The organism is Pseudomonas fluorescens, from assembly GCF_902497785.1.
In the GTDB taxonomy this organism is placed as follows: domain Bacteria; phylum Pseudomonadota; class Gammaproteobacteria; order Pseudomonadales; family Pseudomonadaceae; genus Aquipseudomonas; species Aquipseudomonas fluorescens_BO.
This window is the reverse complement of record NZ_CABVHK010000027.1, coordinates 59,101-77,053: the sequence shown is the minus strand read 5'-3', so window position 1 is coordinate 77,053 and position 17,953 is coordinate 59,101. Positions and strand designations below refer to the sequence as shown.

At 59.8% G+C, this 17,953-nt stretch carries 22 protein-coding genes; 11 read left to right on the top strand and 11 right to left on the bottom strand.

The window, feature by feature from the left end; all coding sequences use genetic code 11:
• Window positions 1-24: 24 nt before the first annotated feature.
• The 3 genes from F8N62_RS29765 to F8N62_RS29755 are packed head-to-tail and all read right to left on the bottom strand — an operon-like array spanning window position 25 to window position 1,136.
• On the bottom strand, window positions 25-648 hold the full coding sequence (locus F8N62_RS29765; RefSeq protein ID WP_150713809.1) for an SOS response-associated peptidase: 624 nt from the start codon (window positions 646-648) through the stop codon (window positions 25-27).
• Window positions 649-683: 35 nt separating this feature from the next.
• Window positions 684-944, bottom strand: coding sequence for a putative signal transducing protein (locus F8N62_RS29760; protein ID WP_150713808.1), 261 nt, complete (start codon window positions 942-944; stop codon window positions 684-686).
• A gap of 9 nt (window positions 945-953) precedes the next feature.
• Window positions 954-1,136 carry a CPXCG motif-containing cysteine-rich protein gene (locus F8N62_RS29755; protein WP_150713807.1) on the bottom strand — a complete coding sequence of 61 codons (183 nt, stop codon included), beginning with the start codon at window positions 1,134-1,136 and terminating at the stop codon, window positions 954-956.
• Window positions 1,137-1,278: 142 nt separating this feature from the next.
• Here F8N62_RS29755 and F8N62_RS29750 point away from each other — a divergent pair, with 142 nt between their 5' ends.
• Window positions 1,279-2,442 carry a 1-acyl-sn-glycerol-3-phosphate acyltransferase gene (locus tag F8N62_RS29750; protein WP_191632468.1) on the top strand — a complete coding sequence of 388 codons (1,164 nt, stop codon included), beginning with the start codon at window positions 1,279-1,281 and terminating at the stop codon, window positions 2,440-2,442.
• A gap of 111 nt (window positions 2,443-2,553) precedes the next feature.
• Here F8N62_RS29750 and F8N62_RS29745 read toward each other — a convergent pair whose 3' ends face one another.
• Window positions 2,554-2,832, bottom strand: coding sequence for a hypothetical protein (locus F8N62_RS29745; protein ID WP_150713979.1), 279 nt, complete (start codon window positions 2,830-2,832; stop codon window positions 2,554-2,556).
• A 195-nt stretch (window positions 2,833-3,027) separates the two neighbouring features.
• Here F8N62_RS29745 and F8N62_RS29740 point away from each other — a divergent pair, with 195 nt between their 5' ends.
• Complete coding sequence (locus F8N62_RS29740; protein WP_150713978.1) at window positions 3,028-3,234, top strand: hypothetical protein; 207 nt, start codon at window positions 3,028-3,030, stop codon at window positions 3,232-3,234.
• 171 nt (window positions 3,235-3,405) lie between these two features.
• On the opposite strand, the gene F8N62_RS29735 is transcribed toward F8N62_RS29740, so the two are convergent.
• The gene (locus F8N62_RS29735) at window positions 3,406-3,990 is read right to left on the bottom strand and encodes a YajG family lipoprotein (protein ID WP_150713977.1); all 585 of its coding nucleotides are present in this window, start codon (window positions 3,988-3,990) and stop codon (window positions 3,406-3,408) included.
• Between the two features lie 205 nt (window positions 3,991-4,195).
• Between F8N62_RS29735 and F8N62_RS29730 the strand changes: the two genes are divergently transcribed.
• Window positions 4,196-4,429: a hypothetical protein gene (locus F8N62_RS29730; RefSeq protein ID WP_150713976.1), complete on the top strand. Its 234-nt coding sequence runs from the start codon at window positions 4,196-4,198 to the stop codon at window positions 4,427-4,429.
• Between the two features lie 693 nt (window positions 4,430-5,122).
• Window positions 5,123-6,631, top strand: a complete 1,509-nt coding sequence (gene mqo, locus F8N62_RS29725; RefSeq protein ID WP_150713975.1) for a malate dehydrogenase (quinone) — start codon at window positions 5,123-5,125, stop codon at window positions 6,629-6,631.
• A 157-nt stretch (window positions 6,632-6,788) separates the two neighbouring features.
• On the opposite strand, the gene F8N62_RS29720 is transcribed toward mqo, so the two are convergent.
• The 4 genes from F8N62_RS29720 to F8N62_RS29705 form a co-directional block, all read right to left on the bottom strand.
• Window positions 6,789-7,076 (bottom strand): PA4642 family protein, encoded by a 288-nt coding sequence (locus tag F8N62_RS29720; protein ID WP_150713974.1) that lies wholly within the window; start codon window positions 7,074-7,076, stop codon window positions 6,789-6,791.
• Between the two features lie 63 nt (window positions 7,077-7,139).
• Window positions 7,140-7,625, bottom strand: coding sequence for a hypothetical protein (locus F8N62_RS29715; RefSeq protein WP_150713973.1), 486 nt, complete (start codon window positions 7,623-7,625; stop codon window positions 7,140-7,142).
• Window positions 7,626-7,758: 133 nt separating this feature from the next.
• Window positions 7,759-8,232: a WbuC family cupin fold metalloprotein gene (locus tag F8N62_RS29710; protein ID WP_150713972.1), complete on the bottom strand. Its 474-nt coding sequence runs from the start codon at window positions 8,230-8,232 to the stop codon at window positions 7,759-7,761.
• Between the two features lie 3 nt (window positions 8,233-8,235).
• Complete coding sequence (locus F8N62_RS29705) at window positions 8,236-8,793, bottom strand: hypoxanthine-guanine phosphoribosyltransferase (protein ID WP_090465018.1); 558 nt, start codon at window positions 8,791-8,793, stop codon at window positions 8,236-8,238.
• 165 nt (window positions 8,794-8,958) lie between these two features.
• Here F8N62_RS29705 and upp point away from each other — a divergent pair, with 165 nt between their 5' ends.
• Complete coding sequence (upp, locus tag F8N62_RS29700; protein WP_150713971.1) at window positions 8,959-9,597, top strand: uracil phosphoribosyltransferase; 639 nt, start codon at window positions 8,959-8,961, stop codon at window positions 9,595-9,597.
• Window positions 9,598-9,599: 2 nt separating this feature from the next.
• Window positions 9,600-10,874, top strand: coding sequence for a uracil-xanthine permease family protein (locus F8N62_RS29695; protein WP_150713970.1), 1,275 nt, complete (start codon window positions 9,600-9,602; stop codon window positions 10,872-10,874).
• 101 nt (window positions 10,875-10,975) lie between these two features.
• On the opposite strand, the gene hemH is transcribed toward F8N62_RS29695, so the two are convergent.
• Together hemH and F8N62_RS29685 are read right to left on the bottom strand one after the other, a co-directional pair.
• Entirely contained in the window at window positions 10,976-12,001 is a 1,026-nt protein-coding gene (hemH, locus tag F8N62_RS29690; protein ID WP_150713969.1) for a ferrochelatase, read from the bottom strand.
• A gap of 13 nt (window positions 12,002-12,014) precedes the next feature.
• Window positions 12,015-12,917, bottom strand: coding sequence for a TIGR01777 family oxidoreductase (locus tag F8N62_RS29685; protein ID WP_150713968.1), 903 nt, complete (start codon window positions 12,915-12,917; stop codon window positions 12,015-12,017).
• 196 nt (window positions 12,918-13,113) lie between these two features.
• Here F8N62_RS29685 and F8N62_RS29680 point away from each other — a divergent pair, with 196 nt between their 5' ends.
• The 5 genes from F8N62_RS29680 (at window position 13,114) to phrB (ending at window position 17,915) form a co-directional block, all read left to right on the top strand.
• Window positions 13,114-14,100 carry an NAD(P)/FAD-dependent oxidoreductase gene (locus F8N62_RS29680; protein WP_150713967.1) on the top strand — a complete coding sequence of 329 codons (987 nt, stop codon included), beginning with the start codon at window positions 13,114-13,116 and terminating at the stop codon, window positions 14,098-14,100.
• Window positions 14,097-14,312, top strand: coding sequence for a TIGR02450 family Trp-rich protein (locus tag F8N62_RS29675; RefSeq protein WP_150713966.1), 216 nt, complete (start codon window positions 14,097-14,099; stop codon window positions 14,310-14,312). The genes F8N62_RS29680 and F8N62_RS29675 overlap by 4 nt, the downstream gene beginning before the upstream one ends.
• A 236-nt stretch (window positions 14,313-14,548) precedes the next feature.
• Window positions 14,549-15,508, top strand: a complete 960-nt coding sequence (locus F8N62_RS29670) for a YbgA family protein (RefSeq protein ID WP_150713965.1) — start codon at window positions 14,549-14,551, stop codon at window positions 15,506-15,508.
• Window positions 15,508-16,449, top strand: coding sequence for a MerR family transcriptional regulator (locus tag F8N62_RS29665; protein WP_150713964.1), 942 nt, complete (start codon window positions 15,508-15,510; stop codon window positions 16,447-16,449). The genes F8N62_RS29670 and F8N62_RS29665 overlap by 1 nt, the downstream gene beginning before the upstream one ends.
• Before the next feature lie 20 nt (window positions 16,450-16,469).
• Complete coding sequence (gene phrB / locus F8N62_RS29660; RefSeq protein ID WP_150713963.1) at window positions 16,470-17,915, top strand: deoxyribodipyrimidine photo-lyase; 1,446 nt, start codon at window positions 16,470-16,472, stop codon at window positions 17,913-17,915.
• Window positions 17,916-17,953: the final 38 nt, after the last annotated feature.

Sequence of the window (17,953 nt, the reverse complement as noted above, 5' to 3'; positions counted from 1 at the left end):
GAAGTGGCCAGCCGAGACAACAGATCAACCCGGGGTCAGACACTCCGGCGCATTTAACTTCGGATCATTCACCAGATTCGCCAATACCCGTTCGCGCAATGCTGCGGGTTCACTGGCGAGCAACCCCTGCAGCACATGCAACGGCGTCTCGGGATCCAGCCATGCTTCCTGGCCCGCCGCATCGAGAATCAACGGTCGGCGCTGACTGGCCGCCGGTTGGGTGATCACTGCCGTACTCAGCCACACCTGCTCCTGCACCGGATAGGCTTCCCAGATCGCCGCAAAGAACAACGCCGAGCCCTCCCCCGGTGTCAGCCAGTACGGGCGTTTGCGGGTGGTGCCGCGCCACTCGTAAAAACCATTGGCCGGCAGCAGACAGCGGCGCTCGCGCAGGGCCTGACGGAACATCGGTTGTTCCGCCACGGTTTCGGCTCGGGCATGGGCCGGGGTGCGGGACAAGTCGGTCAGCCACGGCGGCGTCAGGCCCCAGCGCGCGCGGGCCAGTTCACGCTGGCCAGTGGCGCCTGCGCGCAGCATCAGCACCGAATCATTGGGAGAAATATTCCACTGGGCCTGCTGATCGGCAGGGAAGCCGGGCAGAGCCGCGAAGGCGGGGTTCCAGCGAAACAGGGCATAACGTCCACACATGGGGCAACACGACTCTTGATAAAACGACCACCAGCCTAACAGACCAGCGTGCCGGGAAAGCTTTCCGGCTCATCGCCAGGCATTGGCAACGCGGCATTGTACGCGTCGATCAACTCCCGGGCGTAGTCGGCCTGGCCGTTGTCGACCGATAACCCCAGCAGGCCGAATACCGGCAATTCCCCGCTGCCCCCGAGCAAATCACGCCCCACCAGATGGGCCTCGACGCCCTCGCTCGCCAGCATACTTTGCAGCAGCTCGCCTTCCATCAGGTTTTCCGGCTCATAGATTCGCTGCATAGACGCCCCTCACTCGTTTTCGCTAAAAACTTCGAGATGCCATTCATTTCCGTCAACCTGCAACACAAACGTGATGGGCCTGCAACACACCTGACAATCCTCAATGTAGGTCTGATCACCCCCTGACAGATCCACAGACGTCTCAACCTCTTCACCACAATACGGACATTCATAGTGCGCAGTTTCCAGCATCACGGTCTCCCGGGTGACTTGTGCGTATAATCGCCGGTCTATTTGCAGGGCTATTTTTGTCTGGCTGACTTTTCAGACCGTGCCCCAGTGGTTTTCGATCAAAACCTTTACTTACCCTAGCCGTTTCTAACAAGAGAGCATGATGGGCGAATTCGATGCCATCCGACCTTACGACGATAGCGAAGTCCCAGCAGTGCTGGCACGGTTGCTCGGCGACAAGGCGTTTCTAGATATCCTCACCCACTTCCGCTTCCCGCGTTTCGCCGGAGCTTTCGGCTGGATGCTCAAACCTCTTATAGCTCATCGGTTGCGCCGTGAGTTCGCCGGCATCAATTCGGTGGCCACGCTGCAAGACAAAGTCGAGTATTACGTCGACCACACCATCGAACGTGCCACGGACGGGGTGACGTACACCGGCGTCGAGCAGTTCAAGTCCGGCAGCGCCTACCTGTTCATCGCCAACCACCGCGACATCGTGATGGACCCGGCCTTCGTCAATTACGCCGTGTACCACGCCGGCTTGCCGACGCCGCGCATCGCGATCGGCGACAACCTGCTGCAAAAACCCTTCGTCAGCGACCTGATGCGGCTGAACAAAAGCTTCATCGTGCACCGTTCGATCACCGGTCGCCGGGAAAAGATGGCGGCCTATAATCTGCTGTCGGCTTACATCAACCACTCGATCCGCAACGATTGTGCGTCCATCTGGATCGCTCAGGCCGAAGGCCGGGCGAAGGACGGCGACGACCGCACCGAGTCGGCGATTCTCAAGATGTTCCACATGAGCCGCAAGGACGAGCCGTTTGGCGAAGTCATTCGCTCGCTGAACGTCACCCCGGTGTCGATCAGCTATGAATACGACCCCTGCGATCAGGCCAAGGCCCGCGAGCTTTACATCCGCGCCACTACCGGCAGCTACACCAAAGTGCCGGGCGAGGACGACGTGAGCATCGCCAAAGGCATCACTGGCTACAAGGGCCGTGTCCACGTGAACTTTGCCGCGCCGATCAGCGAGCTGTTCGAAGACACCAAGCAATTGGCGATCGAAATGGACAAGCAGATCCTCGGCGGCTATCGCTTGTTCCCGGTGCACTACCTGGCTTACGCACAGTGGAAAGACGCCGACCCGCAATTGCAGGTGCCGAAGGCGGCTGAAGTGTTTGCGGCCGATGAGTTGGCCAAGGCTCAGGAAGAATGGCAACAGCGTCTGGAGGCCTGCCCGCAAGAGCATCGACCCTTCATGGTGCTGCAATATGCGACGCCGGTGCGTAATCAGTACCGGGTGAAAGCCGGGTTGGCGCTTTAGGTTTTTACAGCAAGATCAAAAGATCGCAGCCTTCGGCAGCTCCTACATGCGACCAGTGTAGGAGCTGCCGAAGGCTCGGGCCGCGTTCGGACGATCTTTTGCTTCAAGGTTTCAAAAGCGTGTGCTGATCCACGACACCAGCAGCGCCAATCCCAGGCAGGCGAAACCGAAGCGATAGAAAAACCGGCTCATGCGCAAGGTCGCCCAATCCAGCACAGGTTCTTCACTGGGACGACTCTGACGTTGTGATGCCAGTTGCGCCTGCGCGCGTTGTTCACGACGGCGCGTGGCGTGCAGCAGCCAGCTGCCCGGAAACGCGAACAGCAAGGCCAGCAGGTTGATCAATTTGGCGGGATGGGCGGTGAACAAAGTCATCAGATGCAGCGACATCACGAACCTCGGACAAAACAGGTGTAGCAGGCGCCGGACCGACGACCGCGGCGCGGATTCTACCGAAAGCCGCCTCGCCTGCCCGCCGCTTTACGACAAATAACTCACCATTTGGCAGATTCCTGTCCTGCGTCACGGCTTCGTCATCTGAATACGCCAGTCTCTCGCCCCATCGAAACCGACACGGACATGGTCATGTTGCACGCCGAAAACCAGGATCGCCTGTATCTCATCGCCCAGAGTGAAGAACAACAAGCCTTAGTAGGCAGCCTTGCCTTTAATGTTCAGGATCGCCACTGGCTGGTGTATTGCGCGCTGGGCGGGCATCAACATGCGGATCTGCCGGAGGCGGATTTGCTGACGGGGGTGAGTGTGCTGGATTTCTACTCGCAAGCCGCCTGACACCGAAAAACCCTGTGGGAGCCGAGCTTGCTCGCGATGGCGGCGTCTCAGTCGACATCAATGTTGAATGTCGGACCGTCATCGCGAGCAAGCTCGCTCCCACAGGGATTGACGGCGCCATAAAAAGCCCGGGGCCATTGCTGGCACCGGGCTTTTTTATTTCGGCGGAGTTTATTCGCCGAGCACCTGACCCACTGTCGGATCCTTGAACAGACGCGTCAACGCATCGCTCAAGACATCGCTGACCAGTTTGGTATTGGTTTCCTGGTTTGGCGCCATGCCGAAACGCTGGTCCAGGGATGCACCGTAGCGACCGCTGTAACGACGGTTGGCGTTCTGCACATCGGAGCGGAACGTTGCGCCAATGGTCGCTTCCGTCACGTACATGCCTTCTTTGGGCGACTGATACTTCAGCTCGGCCAGGGTCACGGTCAATTGCGGCGCATTGGGTGCACTCGCCGTCGGGGTAAAGCCCAGCAGGCGCACGGCGGCTTCAGCTTGAGCCTGCAACTTCGGCAGGATCTGCGCGCCCTGTACGGTGATCGCACTGGTTTCAGGGTACAGGCCACCACGAGTGCCCAACGTCGGCGACGGACGACCGTCTACCACACGCACGACAACCGGTTGACCGCGACCGACAGGTGCCAGCTGAGCATTCAGCTTGGGTTCCGGGTTCAGTTGTTGCGGGCTGTGGGCGCAGCCGACCAGCGTCAAGGTGGTCACAGTGATCAAACCGAACAACAGGCGTTGCAACATGCTTTTCTCTCCAGAATCAGGCACAAACAGGCCGGCAGTATAGCGGTGGGCCACTGCGGGTAACCAGCGCCGCACAGTGAATACTGTGTTCTCTGACAAATCCTCGGCAAACCGGTTCCTGTCACACAGATGTCACCACCTATACACATGCACGTCATGGCTCACTGGCAACCTTCACAGCAGTCACCCCACACGGTACTTCGCCATGCGCTACCTCATCTCGCTGTTCGCACCCCGCCCGTTGCATCGCAGCTTCGCCCTGCTCGACCGCAATGGCCATTGCCAGGCGTTCAAACAGTGCAGCCTCCAGCCGATGGGCGATGGCTGGGTCGAAATCGATGAAATCCGCCTCAACTGGCTGCACCATCCATTGCCCGCCAGCGCCCGTGTCAGCCAGCGCCAGCCGCGTGCGCGGGCGCAGCAACTGTTGGCCACCTGACCGAACGCCTAATAAAAGTCATTAAACACGCCCATTTCCCTACGTTTCTTAGATACAATCTCCCCCCGATTATAAGGACGTCTCCTGATCGGGCCTCGCAGCATCGTCAATGCTTCGGTATTGGCACCCCGCACCGCCCACAGAGAGCCGCCCACACAGATCGAGTGAAGCTGGCGCGCTTGCTGTTTCTCATGCAAAAACCCCACTTTTCGCGAATCTGCAGAGCTGTCATTACGCTCGGTCACTGAGCTGTTTGCCCGGTGCCAGGCAGGGACAGCCCTTTTTTGAGGTTCACGTCTTCAAAAGAGCGTGAAAAAAACGGGTTTTCACAACTTCACAAGAGTGTGGCGAGCAAATGAATAGTTTTGCGTCTGAACATGCACCATTAGCGTCTGATACAGCCCAACGACACAGGACCGAGTACTCCTCGAACACCGGAGCCTGAAGCCTGTCCGCTACGGATTTGGTTGCACAAACGGATGTCTCGACCATAAGTCGAATTGCCAGTCGCGTGTTGTAATGAGTTCATAGACCTCATGAACCCGGCCGGTAGCGTCCGTCGAAGTTGCGATAAATTGCGAAGATTCGGACATGGCAACACTGCCACGGGAACCTGGGGCTTCACTGACACGCCCCGGAACGCCGGGCAGCCATGCCGACAATTTGGTGCTGCAGATTTTGGAGACGCGTTAAATGGCGCATAACGAAGCAGTCGACGTAGTACTGGTTGGGGCCGGCATCATGAGTGCCACCCTCGCCGTACTGCTCAAAGAGCTCGACCCCGCGATCAAGCTGGAAGTCGTCGAGCTGATGGATTCCGGTGCCGCGGAGAGTTCTAACCCGTGGAACAACGCCGGTACCGGTCACGCCGGGCTGTGTGAGCTCAATTACACGCCGCAGGCCGCCGACGGCACCGTCGACATCAAAAAAGCCGTGCACATCAACACCCAGTTCGAGGTGTCGAAGCAGTTCTGGTCATACCTGACCAAAAAAGGCACCTTCGGCTCGTGCAAATCCTTCATCAGCCCGGTGCCGCACCTGAGCTTCGTGCAGGGCGACGGTGGCGTGTCCTTCCTCAAGGAACGCTTCAATGTGCTGAGCAAGCACCACGCTTTCTCGGACATGGAATACACCGAAGACAAGGCAACGATGGCCGACTGGATGCCATTGATGATGCCCGGTCGTCCGGCGGACGAAGTCGTCGCCGCAACCCGCGTGATGAACGGCACCGACGTCAACTTCGGCGCGCTGACCAACCAATTGCTCAAGCACCTGACCAGCGCACCCGATGCCCAGGTCAAGTACTGCAAGCGCGTCACCGGCCTGAAACGCAATAACGGCGGCTGGACTGTCAGCATCAAGGACGTCAATAGCGGCAACAGCCGTGAAGTCGATGCCAAGTTCGTTTTCCTCGGTGCGGGCGGCGCGGCACTGCCACTGTTGCAGGCCTCGGGCATCGAAGAAAGCAAAGGCTTCGGCGGCTTCCCGATCAGCGGCCAGTGGCTGCGTTGCGACAATCCGGACGTGGTCAAACACCACCAGGCCAAGGTCTACAGCCAGGCCGCCGTGGGTTCGCCTCCGATGTCCGTGCCGCACCTGGACACCCGCGTGGTCGAGGGCAAGAAGTCTCTGCTGTTCGGGCCGTACGCCGGCTTCACCACCAAGTTCCTCAAGCACGGTTCCTTCATGGACCTGCCGCTGTCGGTTCGTGCCGGCAACATTGGGCCGATGCTCGCCGTGGCGAAAAACAACATGGACCTGACCAAGTACCTGGTCAGCGAAGTGATGCAGTCGATGGAGCAGCGTCTGGATTCCCTGCGCCGCTTCTACCCTGAAGCGAAAGCCGAAGACTGGCGCCTGGAAGTGGCCGGCCAACGGGTGCAGATCATCAAGAAAGACCCGAAAAAGGGCGGCATCCTGCAATTCGGCACCGAACTGGTGGCGGCGAAGGACGGCTCTTTGGCCGCCCTGCTCGGCGCTTCGCCCGGCGCCTCGGTGACGGTTTCGATCATGCTCGAGCTGATCGAAAAATGCTTCCCGAACAAGGCTTCCGGTGAATGGGCTGGCAAACTGGCGGAAATCTTCCCGGCTCGGGAAAAGGTCCTGGAAACCGATGCTGCGCTGTATCGCAAGATCAACACGCAGAACAACATCGCGCTGGAACTGGTAGAAGAAAGCAGCGAGACACCTAGCTTCGCTTGATTCGACCCCATAAAAAACGCCCCGTTCTCATTGAGAGCGGGGCGTTTTTTTATGCCGCTTGAAAGATCGCAGCCTCGCTGCGCTCGACAGCTCCTACAGGTACAAGCGAACCATTTGTAGGAGCTGTCGAGCGCAGCGAGGCTGCGATCTTTTGATCTTAACCGCGAGCCTTGTCGATCAGCTCGATGTACTCGGCCGCATTGCGCTGATCCTTGATCAGGGTCACAAAGTCATTGCCGTGCTCATCCTTGCCGTTCAAATCCAGGCCGGCCGCAACGAAGAACGTCAGGAAGCGCTCGAAGTCGTCAATGCGCAAACCACGGTAGGCCTTGATCAGTTTGTGCAGGGACGGCGAAGTGGCGTCGACCGGTTCGAAATCGAGAAACAACTTGATCTGCTCATCGCCGATCTCGTCACCAATCACTTGTTTCTTATCTTTACGCATTGCCGACTCCAGCTCGCAGACATTTCACGGGGCGGGCAGTTTAACCCTCAGTTGCCGCAAGGCTCAACGCGGACGAACGGCCCCGGTGTGCAGATCCGCCCAGACATGGCCGTTGGCGTAGCTGAGGAACTGGCAATACACCGTGTCGTTGCGCAGCAAGTCGATGATCACCCGGTACTGCGCCATCGGGTAAAACAGCGTCAGGGTCTTGCTCTTGGCGTCATAGATCGGCTTTTTCAGGCTTTTACTTTCGCCATCGAAGTTAACCAACACCTGGCTGATCGTCGCGCCTTTGTTCAAGGATTTGCCCTTGAGACGGATCAATAACGGCGAGGTGACGGGAATCGGCTGTTGGCTGGACTGGCGCTGGCTGCCCACCACCACCGAATACTCGGTGACCTGCAGCAGTTGTTGCTGCTCGGGTTCGGCGTCACGCAGGGTCAGGTCGTCCGGAGGCAGGAACTGCGCGTGCATCGGCGCCGGGGCGGCGGCCAGCGGCAGGCTGAGGGTCAGCAACAGGGCGGCGCAGCTGCGGATCAAAAGGCTCATGACGGGCTCCGAAGACGAGGCCGGGCACTCTAGCATGGGTTTGAAAGCAAAAGATCGCAGCCTGCGGCAGCTCCTACAGGGTATCTGGTGTAGGAGCTGCCGCAGGCTGCGATCTTCTGATCCTGCTTGACCATCAGTCGAACTGCGCGCGCATCCAGGCCTGATACTCGGCGACACCAGGCTCACCTTCACGCGGTGCCCAGTGCGCCAGCTCACCCTCGCCCACCGGGCGATACGGACCCGCCTTGCACTCGAACATCAGGCTGTCGGCTTCGAGTACCACCAGACCATGGAACACCCCGGTTGGCAGGTCCACGCCGAGGCATTCGCCACCGGCCTGCAGGACCTTTTTAGCCACCACCACGCCGGACTCATCGAAGATCAGCACGCCGAGCCGCCCTTTGAGGACCAACAAGGTTTCAGCCTTGTTCTCCCCCAAATGCCGATGAGGTGGAATGTAGGTACTCGGCTGCAAACCGACCGCCATGCGATGACAGGCCTCATCCATCTGATGAAAATTATGGTGCTGACGCCCACGTGGATTCGCCGCCGCCTTCTCGGCCAACTCACTCAACAACCTTTGATCAAGAAAGCACGGCGTGCTCATGGCTTACATTCCTTTAACGGCAAAAATTCCGTTGGCGTTGCGCCAGTAGCCTTTGTAGTCCATGCCGTAGCCGAAGATGTAACGGTCGATACACGGCAGGCCAACGAAATCGGCCTTGAGGTCCGGGCGAGCCTTGCGGTCGTGGTCCTTGTCGATCAGCACGGCGGTGTGCACTTTGCGCGCGCCGGCGTGTTTGCAGAAATCGATGATCGCGCCGAGGGTGTGACCTTCGTCGAGGATGTCGTCGATGATCAGCACGTCACGGTCGATAAACGACACTTCCGGCTTGGCTTTCCAGAACAGGTCACCGCCGCTGGTCTCGTTGCGATAACGGGTGGCGTGCAGGTAAGACGCTTCCAGCGGGAAGTGCAAATGGGTGAGCAACTTGCCGGCGAAAATCAGGCCGCCGTTCATCACGCAGAAGACCACCGGATTGCTGTCAGCCAGTTGTTCGTTGATGTGTGCACCGACGCGGGCGATGGCCGCCTCGACTTCAGCTTCGGTGTACAGGCAGTCAGCCTCTCGCATGATTTGACGGATATGCTCGAGATCAGCGGACATGGCGCTCTCCAAGGGGGTGGCGGATTCATGAAAAGCGGGCAAAGGTACGCACCAAGCCCGGCCAGATCAAGCGTTTGTGGACTAACGTACTCTATGTCTATAGGACAACACCCTCGGATAGATTAATCTAGGCCGGTTTTTTTGCCCGCCGCCGGAGCCTTTCCCATGCCCATCCTCGAGATCCGCCACCCGCTGATCCGTCATAAACTCGGCCTGATGCGCCGCGCAGACATCAGCACCAAGAATTTCCGTGAGCTCGCTCAGGAAGTCGGTGCCCTTTTGACCTATGAAGCGACCAAAGACCTGCCGCTGGAATCCTACGACATCGAAGGTTGGTGCGGCACCGTGTCGGTCGAGAAAATCGCCGGCAAGAAAATTACTGTAGTACCGATCCTGCGCGCCGGTATCGGCATGCTCGAAGGCGTACTCAGCCTGATCCCGGGCGCCAAAGTCAGCGCCGTGGGCGTCGCCCGCAACGAACAAACGCTGCAAGCCCACACTTACCTGGAAAAACTGGTTCCGGAAATCGACGAACGCCTGGCAATGATCATCGACCCGATGCTGGCCACCGGCAGTTCCATGGTCGCCACCATCGACCTGCTGAAAAAAGCCGGTTGCCGCGACATCCGCGCGATGGTGCTGGTGGCCGCGCCGGAAGGCATCGCCGCGGTCGAGAAGGCTCACCCGGACGTGACCATCTACACCGCATCCATCGACGAAAAACTCAACGAACACGGTTACATCATCCCTGGCCTGGGCGATGCCGGTGACAAGATCTTCGGCACCAAGCAGAAGGACGCGTGACCATGCAGCAAGAGTTCAACGATCCGCTCTGGCGTACGGTGCTGTCCGGCGCGCAGATGCTGTTCGTGGCCTTCGGCGCCCTGGTGTTGATGCCGCTGATTACCGGCCTCGACCCGAACGTGGCGCTGTTCACCGCCGGCCTGGGGACGATTCTGTTTCAGATCGTCACCGGGCGTCAGGTGCCGGTGTTCCTCGCGTCGAGCTTCGCTTTCATCACCCCGATCATTCTCGCCAAAGGCCAGTTCGGCCTCGCGGCGACCATGGGCGGGGTGATGGCGGCCGGGTTCGTCTACACCTTCCTCGGCCTCGCCGTGAAGATCAAAGGCACCGGTTTCATCGACCGCTTGCTGCCGCCCGTGGTGATTGGTCCGGTGATCATTTCCATCGGCCTGGCCATGGCGCCAATCGCCGCCAACATGGCGATGGGCAAGGCCGGCGACGGTAGCGAGCTGATTCACTACCAGACCGCGATGCTGATTTCGATGCCGGCGTTGCTGACGACGCTGATCGTCGCGGTGTTCGGCAAAGGCATTTTCCGCCTGGTGCCGATCATTTCCGGGGTGCTGGTGGGTTTTGCCATGGCGTTCTATTTCGGCGTGGTCGATACCGCGAAGATTGCCGCGGCACCGTGGTTCGCGATTCCGCACTTCACCGCGCCAGAGTTCAATTGGCAGGCGATTCTGTTCATCGTTCCAGTGGCCCTGGCGCCTGCCATCGAGCACATCGGCGGCGTGATTGCCGTCGGTAGCGTGACCGGTCGCGACTATCTGAAAAAGCCCGGCCTGCACCGCACGCTGCTCGGCGACGGTATCGCCACCACCGCTGCCGGCCTGTTTGGCGGTCCACCCAACACCACGTACGCCGAAGTGACGGGCGCGGTGATGCTGACCAAGAACTACAACCCGAAAATCATGACCTGGGCGGCGATCTTTGCCATCAGCCTGGCGTTTGTCGGCAAGTTCGGCGCGCTGCTGCAGAGCATTCCAGTGCCGGTGATGGGCGGGATTCTGTGCCTGTTGTTCGGCTCGATTGCGGCGGTGGGCATGAACACGCTGATCCGCCACAAGATCGACCTGGGCGAAGCGCGCAATCTGGTGATTGTCTCGGTGACGCTGGTGTTCGGGATTGGCGGTGTGCTGGTCGGCACCGGTACCGGTCCGGATGATTTCGGTCTCAAAGGCATTGCGCTGTGCGCGGTGGTGGCGATCGGGCTGAACCTGTTGCTGCCGGGGAATGACAGCTGGAAGCACAAAAAGGCGGATGAGCCGTTGTTGTAACGCTCGAGATCTTTGTTGCCAGTGAGATAGCTATCGCGAGCAGGCTCGCTCCCACAGGATCTGCGAGAATCCTGTGGGAGCGAGCCTGCTCGCGAAGCTTTTTAAAGGGCCAACGGCGCCCTTTCACACAACGTGCTCAACGCCTTCGCCCACTGCGGGTCATCGTTGAGGCACGGCACCAGCACCAACTCCTCTCCCCCCGCTTCGCGGAACTGCTCCAGCCCGCGATCACCGATCTCCTCCAGCGTTTCAATGCAATCGGCAACAAATGCCGGGCACATCACCAACACTTTCCGTACGCCCATGCCGGCCAGTTCATCCAGACGAGCTTCGGTATAGGGTTCGATCCACTTGGCCCGACCCAGGCGCGACTGGAACGACACCGACCACTTGCCCTCCGCCAGCCCCATGCGTTTGGCAAACTCTGAAGCGGTGCGCAGACACTGAGCGCGGTAGCACGTGGCCAACACCTGCGGCGAAGCATTCTTGCAGCAGTCTTCATTTTTGAAGCAGTGCTGACCGGTCGGGTCCAGCTTGGTCAGATGCCGCTCCGGCAAACCGTGGAAACTCAACAACAGGTGATCGTAATCCTGCTCCAGATAAGGCCTGGCGCTGGCCACCAGCGCATCGAGGTATTCCGGCTGATCGTAGAACGGCTGCAGAATCGACAACTGCACGTCGAGATTCTTCTCGCGCACCACCCGCCTGGCTTCCTCGATCACCGTGGTCACGGTGCTGTCGGCGAACTGTGGGTACAGCGGCGCGAGGGTAATGCGCTTGTGACCCTGGCCGACGAGTTGCAGCAGTTTCGATTCAATCGACGGCTCGCCGTAACGCATCGCCAACTCCACCGGACCGTGAGTCCACTGGGTGGTCATCGCCTGTTGCAAGCGGCGGCTGAGCACCACCAGCGGCGAACCTTCCTCCCACCAGATGGATGCATAGGCGTGGGCCGACTGCTCCGGACGCTTGATCAGAATCAGCGAAACCAGCAGACGCCGCACCGGCCATGGCAGGTCGATCACATACGGGTCCATCAGAAACTGATTGAGGTAGCTGCGCACATCCGCCACCGAGGTGGAGGCAGGTGAGCCCAGATTGACCAGAAGCAACGCGTGATCGGTCATGCAACGTCCTATTTCAGAGGCGGCTGGACAGGTCGTCCAGAGCCGCGCGCAATTCAGTGAACTGGAAGGTAAATCCCGCTTCCAGCAAGCGAGCCGGCTGGGCCTTCTGCCCACCCAGCAACAGCAATGACAGCTCGCCCAGGCCGACTTTCAACGCCAGGGCCGGCATGGGCATGAACGCCGGGCGATGCAACACGCTGCCCAGCGTCTTGGCAAATTCGCGATTGCGCACCGGGTTGGGCGCGCAGGCATTATAAGGACCGCTGGCGTCTTCGCGATGCAGGAGAAAATCAATCAAGGCGATTTGATCCTTGATATGGATCCACGGCATCCACTGCCGACCATTGCCCAAAGGCCCGCCCAGCCCGAATTTGAACGGCAGCAACAGGCGCGACAAAAAGCCGCCCTCGGCGGACAACACCAGTCCGGTCCGGACGAAAATCACGCGCACGCCCAACGCTTCGGCACGTTGCGCGGTTTCTTCCCAGGCAATGCACAACTGGCTGGCAAAATCGTCGATGACCGGTGGCGAGTCTTCAGTCAATTCCCGCTCGCCCCCGTCGCCATACCAGCCAATGGCGGAACCCGAGATCAACACCTGCGGTTTCTGCTCGCGACTTTCCAGCCACGCCAGCAAGGTTTCAGTCAGGCTGATGCGACTGCTCCAGAGCAAGGCTTTGCGCCGCGACGTCCACGGCCGATCAGCAATCGGCGCGCCCGCCAGGTTAATAATGGCGTCCAGCGGTTCCTGGCCGAGGTCTTCGAGCCGCGCAATGCCACGGACTTCGGCCCCGCAAATGTTCGCGACTTTTTCCGGCGTGCGGCTCAGGACCGTCAGACGATGACCCTGACTCAACCAGTGTCGGCAGAGCTGACGTCCTATCAAACCAGTACCGCCGGTCAGCAATATGTGCATGACTTCTTCCTCGCGTGGCGTTTTACCCTGATCACTAGTCTATTTTTATAAGCAGGGATCTTTGTTATCGGGCAGGCTCTGTGATTAACAATAGGCCAAGCTGCCAGAACGAGAACGTTAAAAGTTATACCAAAAAACAATATTGTACAGGTTTCAACCACGGCGTAGTCTGTACAGAAAGGTAAACGAGGCCCCTATGACTGTACCTATCGCAATCATCGGCACCGGCATCGCCGGACTCTCAGCGGCCCAGGCGCTTTCCGAGACCGGGCACGTCGTCCAGCTTTTCGATAAAAGCCGCGGCAGTGGCGGACGCATGTCGAGCAAACGCAGCGATGCGGGTGCCCTGGACATGGGCGCGCAATATTTCACGGCGCGCGATCGCCGCTTCGTCACGGAGGTGCAGCGCTGGCAGGCCAACGGCTGGGTCGCCGAGTGGACGCCGCAGCTCTACACCTTCCACGGCGGCCAACTCAATCTGTCGCCGGACGAACAGACCCGGTGGGTCGGCACGCCGCGCATGAGCGCCATCACCCGAGGCTTGCTCGGCGACCTCGAAGTGCATTTCGCCTGCCGGATCACCGAGGTCTATCGCGGCGAAGAACACTGGCATCTGCAGGACGCCGAAGGCTTCACCCATGGGCCGTTCAGTCATGTGGTCGTCGCCACGCCGGCACCTCAGGCAACCGCCCTGCTGGCTAGCGCGCCGAAACTCGCAGGCGCCGCTGCCGGGGTCAAAATGGACCCGACCTGGGCCGTTGCGCTGGCCTTCGATACGCCGCTGGATACCCCCATGGAAGGCTGCTTCGTACAGGACAGCCCCCTCGACTGGTTGGCGCGCAACCGCACTAAACCGGGGCGCGACAACACGCTGGACACTTGGGTGCTGCACGCCACGAGCGCCTGGAGCCGGCAACATATCGACCTGTCCAAGGAAGCCGTGATCGAGCAATTGCACGGCGCGTTTGCCGAGTTGCTGCACAGTGCCATGCCCGCCCCGACCTTCAGCCTCGCCCATCGTTGGCTCTACGCTCGCCCCGCCATCAGCCATGAATGGGGCACGCTGGCCGATGCCGATCTGGGGCTGTACGCCTGTGGCGACTGGTGCTTGTCCGGCCGCGTCGAAGGCGCCTGGCTCAGCGGTCAGGAAGCCGCCCGCCGCCTGCACGAACACCTGCAGTGAATCGCATCAACCCGAGCAAATTGCTGCTGTCGAAGTGGACAGCAGCCCACCCGCAAAACCGCGAAAAACATTTTCTGGTGATCGAGCTGTTCCGCGACGAGGAAGGCACGGTGCTGGATGTCGAGTTGCAGGCAGTGCTGACCCTGCGCAGTGAGCGGCTGGACTGGCAAACCCTGAAAGACAGCAACACCTGGCACTCAGGCTGGAAATAAATTCCTGTGTGGTGAGGGGATTTATCCCCGTTGGGCAGCGAAGCGGCCCCGGCATTTCAAAGGTAAAACGCGTGACGACTGCTTCGCAGCCGAACGGGGATGAATCCCCTCGCCACACAAGCTCGCTCCTACAAAAAACTTATACAAACAATTTGACTTGTACACCTTTGAATCTATGATGAACCTATGTTGTACAGAACTTGAACTCTGTACAGGTTTTGATTCGAGGTGCTCCGATGCCCCACGCCCGCGTGAAACCGAAAATCGCTGTCAGCGCCTGCCTGATGGGCGCCGAAGTGCGCTTCAACGGCGGGCATAAGGAATCGCGGCTGTGCAGCCGCACCCTCACTGAATATTTCGATTTCGTCCCGGTGTGCCCCGAGGTCGCCATCGGCCTGGGTATTCCCCGGCAGCCGATCCGCCTGGTCGGCGACGCTGATCAGCCCGAAGCCGTCGGCACGGTTAACGCCGAACTGAACGTCACCCGTCCGCTCGCCGATTACGCCGAGAAAATGGCCGCCGAGCTGGGCGGTATCTGCGGCTACATTTTCATGCAGAAATCACCCTCGTGCGGGCTGGACCGGGTCAAGGTCTATCACGCCAACGGTGCGCCGATTGACGGCGGTGGTCGTGGTATTTACGCCCAGGCGTTCTGCGCGCGTCACCCCGACTTGCCGGTGGAAGAAGATGGCCGCCTCAACGACCCGGTGCTGCGGGAAAACTTCTTCACCCGCGTATTTGCCTACAGTGCCTGGCAGCAGTTGCTGCAAGAAGGCCTGACCCGTCGCGGGCTCACCGAATTTCACTCGCGCTACAAATACCTGCTGATGGCCCATAACCCGGTGCAATACAAAACCCTGGGCAATCTGTTGGGCAACATGGGCCAGACCGATCCCGCCGAACTCGGCCCTCGCTATTTCAGCGAGCTGATGGCGGCATTGAAAAAATGTGCGACGCGCCGCACTCACACAAACGTTCTGCAACACCTCAGTGGTTACCTCAAACAGCTCATCAGCGCTGAAGACAAACAGGAAGTGCAGCACGTCATCGGCCAATACCGCCACGGCATCGTGCCGCTGGTGGTGCCATTGACGCTGCTTAAGCACTACTTCCGCCAACACCCGGACCCGTACATTGCGCAACAGGTTTACCTGCAACCGCACCCGGAAAACCTCAGCCTGCGAAACGCGATCTAATGAAAATCCCACTCGACACCAGTGCCAGCGAAGACCTCGGCGACGACTTCAAGAAAGCGCTCGATGCAGGCTGGCTGCCGATCCGCGAAGTGGCCCGGCAGACCGGCGTCAACGCGGTCACCTTGCGCGCCTGGGAGCGGCGCTACGGCCTGATCGTGCCGCAACGCACGCCCAAGGGCCATCGCCTGTTTAGCGCCGAGCACGTACAGCGGATCCTGACGATTCTGACCTGGCTCAATCGCGGCGTGGCCGTCAGCCAGGTCAAGCAACTGCTCGACACCCCGCAAGCGTTTACCGAAGCGGTGGAAAACGATTGGCAAGTGCTGCGCAAAACACTGCTGCAAGCGGTCACTCAGCTCAACGAACGCACGCTCGACGACACCGTCAACCAGGCCATTGCGTTGTATCCGCCGCGCACCTTGTGCGAACAATTGCTGATGCCGTTGCTGGCCGACCTGGAACAACGCTGGCAAGGCCAGTTCGGCGCGCAGATGGAGCGAGTCTTTTTTTATTCCTGGTTGCGCAGCAAATTCGGCGCGCGCATCTACCATAACAACCGTCAGTTGCGCGCCGCGCCGCTGCTATTGATCAATCATTCGGACGTGCCGCTGGAGCCGCAACTATGGCTCACCGCGTGGCTGATCAGCAGCGCCGATTGCCCGGTGGAAGTGTTCGACTGGCCGCTGCCGGCGGGCGAGCTCGCACTGGCGGTCGATCACCTGCAAGCCCGTGGCGTACTGCTGTATTCCAGCAAAGCCATGAACCTTTCGCAGCTGCCGAAACTTTTCCATGGCGTCAGTTGCCCAAAAATGATTGCGGGGCCAACGGTGTGTATTCACCACGCCGAGTTGTCCGCAAGAACTTCCGAAATTGCTGATCTGTTCCTGGCCGAAAACCCGTTATCGGCCCAGCTGGACCTCGTTCAGCGTGGGCTTATTTAATGAACACTGCGGACACCACCATGCAATTGATCTGGCTGCGCAGCGACTTGCGCCTACACGACAACACCGCCCTGTCGGCAGCCGCCGCTCGCGGGCCGACGGTGGCGGTGTATCTGCTGAGCCCTGCGCAATGGCGCGAGCACGACGACGCGCCATGCAAAGTGGATTTCTGGCTGCGCAACCTGAGCCAATTAAGCCGCGAACTCGGTGAGTTGAACATTCCCTTGCTGATCCGCACCGCTTCTCGCTGGGATGACGCACCGCAAGTCGTGTTCGACCTCTGCCAGCAATTGAAGATCGACGCGGTGCACGTCAACGAGGAATACGGCATTCACGAAAGCCGCCGCGACGAAGCGGTGGCCGACAAGCTGAAAGCCGGGGGCATCGACTTCCACAGCTACCTCGACCAACTGCTGTTCAAGCCCGGCACCGTGCTGACCAAAACCGGCACGTACTTCCAGGTGTTCAGCCAGTTCCGCAAGGTCTGCTACGACCGTCTGCACCGTTCGTTGCCCAGTCTCGTCACTGCGCCCATGGCTCAAGCGCCGCTGAACATTGCCAGCGATGAAGTCCCCGCAAATGTCGAAGGCTTCGAAACGCCCGGCGAAAGCCTGCGCGTCTTATGGCCAGCCGGTGAAGCCGAAGCCCGACGCCGTCTCGACACCTTTGCCGACGTCCAGATCGACTACTACAAAAATGAACGCGATTTTCCGGCCAAACCCGGCACCAGTCAGCTTTCGGCTTACCTCGCTGCGGGGGTGATTTCCCCGCGCCAATGCCTGCATGCCGCCCTGCAAAGCAATCAGGGCGAATTCGAAAGCGGCAAGGTTGGCGCGGTCACCTGGATCAACGAGCTGCTGTGGCGCGAGTTTTACAAACACATTCTGGTGGGCTACCCACGCGTTTCGCGCCACCGCGCCTTCCGCCCGGAAACCGAAGCGCTGGCCTGGCGTGACGCGCCGGAGGAACTGCTGGCCTGGCAGCAAGCGCGCACCGGATTGCCGATCATCGATGCGGCCATGCGCCAACTGCTGGAAACCGGCTGGATGCATAACCGCTTGCGCATGGTGGTGGCGATGTTCCTGACCAAGAACCTGCTGATCGACTGGCGCGAAGGCGAACGCTTTTTCATGCGGCATCTGATCGATGGCGATCTCGCGGCGAACAACGGTGGCTGGCAATGGAGCTCGTCCACCGGCACCGACTCCGCCCCCTACTTCCGCATTTTCAACCCGCTGAGCCAATCCGAAAAATTCGACACCGAAGGTGTGTTTATCAAGCACTGGTTGCCTGAACTGGCGGGCCTGAACAAGAAAGATCTGCATAACCCGGCGAACCTCGGCGGGCTGTTCGGGGTGGCAGGTTATCCGTCGCCAATCGTCAATCTAAGTACCAGCCGCGCACGCGCGCTGGCCGCGTTTAAAAACCTGCCATCACGACAGAGCGTTGGGGCCGGCGATGAGTAACCTCCATGCCGGCGCTCTGTCTTACGAACATTTACCCA

Excerpts from the sequence above, each read along its gene's own strand:
- F8N62_RS29765 (WP_150713809.1), bottom strand. The coding sequence starts at position 648 with ATGTGTGGACGTTATGCCCTGTTTCGCTGGAACCCCGCCTTCGCGGCT.
- F8N62_RS29760 (WP_150713808.1), bottom strand. The coding sequence starts at position 944 with ATGCAGCGAATCTATGAGCCGGAAAACCTGATGGAAGGCGAGCTGCTG.
- F8N62_RS29755 (WP_150713807.1), bottom strand. The coding sequence starts at position 1,136 with ATGCTGGAAACTGCGCACTATGAATGTCCGTATTGTGGTGAAGAGGTT.
- F8N62_RS29750 (WP_191632468.1), top strand. The coding sequence starts at position 1,279 with ATGGGCGAATTCGATGCCATCCGACCTTACGACGATAGCGAAGTCCCA.
- F8N62_RS29745 (WP_150713979.1), bottom strand. The coding sequence starts at position 2,832 with ATGTCGCTGCATCTGATGACTTTGTTCACCGCCCATCCCGCCAAATTG.
- F8N62_RS29740 (WP_150713978.1), top strand. The coding sequence starts at position 3,028 with ATGTTGCACGCCGAAAACCAGGATCGCCTGTATCTCATCGCCCAGAGT.
- F8N62_RS29735 (WP_150713977.1), bottom strand. The coding sequence starts at position 3,990 with ATGTTGCAACGCCTGTTGTTCGGTTTGATCACTGTGACCACCTTGACG.
- F8N62_RS29730 (WP_150713976.1), top strand. The coding sequence starts at position 4,196 with ATGCGCTACCTCATCTCGCTGTTCGCACCCCGCCCGTTGCATCGCAGC.
- mqo (WP_150713975.1), top strand. The coding sequence starts at position 5,123 with ATGGCGCATAACGAAGCAGTCGACGTAGTACTGGTTGGGGCCGGCATC.
- F8N62_RS29720 (WP_150713974.1), bottom strand. The coding sequence starts at position 7,076 with ATGCGTAAAGATAAGAAACAAGTGATTGGTGACGAGATCGGCGATGAG.
- F8N62_RS29715 (WP_150713973.1), bottom strand. The coding sequence starts at position 7,625 with ATGAGCCTTTTGATCCGCAGCTGCGCCGCCCTGTTGCTGACCCTCAGC.
- F8N62_RS29710 (WP_150713972.1), bottom strand. The coding sequence starts at position 8,232 with ATGAGCACGCCGTGCTTTCTTGATCAAAGGTTGTTGAGTGAGTTGGCC.
- F8N62_RS29705 (WP_090465018.1), bottom strand. The coding sequence starts at position 8,793 with ATGTCCGCTGATCTCGAGCATATCCGTCAAATCATGCGAGAGGCTGAC.
- upp (WP_150713971.1), top strand. The coding sequence starts at position 8,959 with ATGCCCATCCTCGAGATCCGCCACCCGCTGATCCGTCATAAACTCGGC.
- F8N62_RS29695 (WP_150713970.1), top strand. The coding sequence starts at position 9,600 with ATGCAGCAAGAGTTCAACGATCCGCTCTGGCGTACGGTGCTGTCCGGC.
- hemH (WP_150713969.1), bottom strand. The coding sequence starts at position 12,001 with ATGACCGATCACGCGTTGCTTCTGGTCAATCTGGGCTCACCTGCCTCC.
- F8N62_RS29685 (WP_150713968.1), bottom strand. The coding sequence starts at position 12,917 with ATGCACATATTGCTGACCGGCGGTACTGGTTTGATAGGACGTCAGCTC.
- F8N62_RS29680 (WP_150713967.1), top strand. The coding sequence starts at position 13,114 with ATGACTGTACCTATCGCAATCATCGGCACCGGCATCGCCGGACTCTCA.
- F8N62_RS29670 (WP_150713965.1), top strand. The coding sequence starts at position 14,549 with ATGCCCCACGCCCGCGTGAAACCGAAAATCGCTGTCAGCGCCTGCCTG.
- F8N62_RS29665 (WP_150713964.1), top strand. The coding sequence starts at position 15,508 with ATGAAAATCCCACTCGACACCAGTGCCAGCGAAGACCTCGGCGACGAC.
- phrB (WP_150713963.1), top strand. The coding sequence starts at position 16,470 with ATGCAATTGATCTGGCTGCGCAGCGACTTGCGCCTACACGACAACACC.